Source organism: Vibrio sp. YT-19(2023) (assembly GCF_033337395.1).
Map to the genome: position 1 here is coordinate 1 of NZ_JAWOQN010000270.1, position 876 is coordinate 876.

The 876-nt window shown below is 43.4% G+C and carries 2 protein-coding genes; one reads left to right on the plus strand and one right to left on the minus strand.

What is annotated here, in order from left to right:
• A partial coding sequence (locus R7E78_RS25345) for a glycosyl hydrolase family 18 protein (protein ID WP_318058503.1) occupies nt 1-429 on the plus strand: 429 nt, incomplete at its 5' end.
• 40 nt (nt 430-469) lie between these two features.
• On the opposite strand, the gene R7E78_RS25350 is transcribed toward R7E78_RS25345, so the two are convergent.
• Nucleotides 470-876: EAL domain-containing protein (locus R7E78_RS25350; protein ID WP_318058504.1), on the minus strand; the 407-nt coding region annotated here is incomplete at its 5' end.

Here is an 876-nt window from a genome sequence, read left to right on the forward strand (position 1 = left end):
GACGTGTTCATCAAGCAGAGGATCGAGCTGGGTATTCCAAGTGAAAAACTGGTGATTGGCGCTGCATTTTATGGGCGTGGCTGTCAAGGTACTAAAGATTTTTCGGGTGGCTTACCAACGCAAGATCTCGTATCCGAGCAAGGAGCGCAGTTTGGTACGGGTGAGAACGGCTATTTCATGTTCTGGGATTTAGTGAAGAACTATGGAGCAAAGCAGGGCTACGAGTACAACTATGATGAGCAATCCCAAGCGCCGTACTTGTGGAATCCTGAAAAGAAAGTTTTTATCTCTTACGAAGATCAACGCTCGATCAAAGCCAAAGCAAATTGGGCGAAACAGGCGAACTTAGGTGGCATTTTTACTTGGGAATTGTCGGGTGACCCGAAAGGCGAGCTTGTTGAGGTGATGTACCAAGAAATGCAGAAATAAACGGAAATCGTGGTTTAAAACCGACATCACAAAGCCATCGTTAATCTATGATGGCTTTTTCTTCTTTATTGTCTTTCACAAAGCTAACAAGTTGGTCAAAAGAGAGTGGCTTGGAGTAGAAATAACCTTGAATCAAATCACAGCCACACGCTTCTAATTGGTCGCGTTGGCGTTGCGTTTCGACCCCTTCAGCTAAGACTTTCATTTCGAAGTTTTTGCCAATAGCGATGATGTTTTTCACCATATTCAGCGCTTTTTTATCGTGCTCAATATTGTCGACAAAGCTCTTGTCAATTTTAACTTCATCAATCGGCAATGTTCTAAAAATGCTTAGTGACGAGTAGCCCGTTCCGAAATCATCCAATGAAATCTTAAAGCCCAAAGCGTGCAAGCGCTCGCAAGTCGGAGAGAACTTTTCTAGATCTTCGATAAACAAGTTCTCGGTAA